The organism is Pseudomonas sp. R25(2017) (assembly GCF_002112565.1).
Classification (GTDB): domain Bacteria; phylum Pseudomonadota; class Gammaproteobacteria; order Pseudomonadales; family Pseudomonadaceae; genus Aquipseudomonas; species Aquipseudomonas ekonensis.
This window is the reverse complement of sequence record NZ_NEHZ01000044.1, coordinates 1-1,912: the sequence shown is the minus strand read 5'-3', so window position 1 is coordinate 1,912 and position 1,912 is coordinate 1. Positions and strand designations below refer to the sequence as shown.

Below are 1,912 nucleotides of genomic sequence, written 5' to 3'. Positions count from 1 at the left end.
GAACCCCAGCGGATTGGAATAGCTCACCTTGCCCGTCTCGGCCCGCCGGATGCTGTAGCTCGCCGTCAGCGTCTCCCCGCGCCGGGCCTCGAAGTGCTGCTGCACGAACGCGGCGCTGAGGGTGAAGACGACGTCCTTGCCGGCGCTGAGGGCGTTGAGGGTCTTGCTGTCTTCGTGGAGCACGCCGCCTGCGGCGTCGCGCAGCTGCCAGGTGACCACGTCCATGGGCTTGGTCGGGGTGGCGAGCGGGTTGGGGCAGGTGACCGCGCTGGTGCCGCCGGCCAGGTCCTTGGGTTCGAGGGCGCCGTCCTTCTCGCCGAGGACGGTGGGCTTGACCAGCTCCAGCTGCGGCGCGCCGACGTTGAGCAGCGCGGCGTGCAGGGAGCCGCGGCTGACGATGGTGCCGTTGTCGTCGGCGAGCAGGTTGTAGGACAGGTCCAGCGTGCCGCCCTCCAGCGTCTTGAGGTGCCGACCCTCGACCGTCACCGTGAAGCCGGCCGGGTCGTCGGCCTCGGCCTTGCTGGGGAAGTACCAGTCCAGCACCGGGTCGTAGGTGGTGGTGTCGGGCCGGGTGCCCAGCCACTTGAGCTCGATGGCCATGCCTTCCTGGATGAGCGGGTCGTAGGGGATGCGCACGCGCACGACCGGCAGGTCCGGGTCGAGGGCGCCGTCCTGGGCGTCCTCGGCGACGGGCGCGGCCAGGCGCTTGGGTTCGCCGACGAGGTTGACGAAGCGGCCCTTGGAGAGCAGGTCGGGCGAGCCGCCGCGCTCTACGCGGTAGCTGAAGATCGCCTGGGTCTTGGCCAGGTCGCGCACCTTGAGGTTGGGCACCTTCAGCTCGACGATGCTGGGCAGGTTGGCCAGCGGCTGGCCGCGCACCTCGACGGCCACCGCCTCGCCTTCCAGCGTGGTGCCCTTGAGCACGGCGACGATCACGTCGCCCAGCTTGAAGTCGGGGGCCAGGGCGATGATCTGCACGGTCGCGTCGGCGTCGCCCAGGGCGTCCAGGTCCAGCGTGTTGTTGACCGCCTCCTTGACGATCGGCGCGCCCAGCCGCGAGTGGCCGGTGTCCACCACGATCCGGGTCTCCCGGCACCAGTCCTCGGCGGCGTTGTCGACCCGGTCATGCAGCGTGAAGGTCACGGCCAGGCCCTCGGGGCCCGAGTCGCCGGCCTCGAGGATCACCGCCTCGCTGACGTGGACGGTGAGGGGGTTGGCGTCCGGGTCGTCGACCTGCGCCTGGGTCACCGGCGCCGACCTCACCAGCACGCCGCCCCAGCTCAGGGTCACCACGTCGCCCACGGCGATGTTGGGGTAGACGGGCTTGGCCGGGCGGCCGGGCTTGGCCTTGATGGTGACGTCCACACCCTGGGCGGCGGTGTCCTTGTCGATGCCGCCGGCGACCAGTTCGGGGTCGATGTACTGGAAGAGTTCGGAATGGGCGCCGTCCTCCGGATCCAGGTCCTGGCCGCCGGGCAGCTCCAGCTTGACGTGGAGCTGCACCGCCGGGGCGAAGGGCTCGGGCAACTGGCTCAGGCGGGTGACGATGTAGCCCAGGGTGTGCGCGCCGCTGGCGATGCGCCCCGGCGCCACCCACAGGGTCACGCGCTCGTTGACCTCGCTGTCCTGGGTGAGGGTGTGCTGGTCGACCTTGCCGTTGTCGAACAGCAGCTCGACCTTGTCGCCGCGGCTCATGTTGGCCCAGGGCAGGATGTGCACCTTCAGGCCCTTGCCTGGGAAGTTGTCCAGGGCGGCGGCGCGGTTGATGCCCCATGAGCCGTCAGGCAGCTGGGGTTCGGTGCGGCCGGGGATCTCGGGCTCGCGCAGGGCCAGGGGGGCGACGGCTCGCAGGGGCTGGATGAGCATGGCAAAGACTCCGGTGCGGGTGGGCGACGGAGTCATTGGAAGCCGG

Annotated in this window: 1 pseudogene; it reads right to left on the bottom strand. The window is 70.7% G+C overall.

What is annotated here, in order from left to right:
- A pseudogene (locus CAG31_RS27950) lies at nucleotides 1-1,866 on the bottom strand (hypothetical protein); the annotation flags it as partial.
- Nucleotides 1,867-1,912 lie beyond the last annotated feature (46 nt).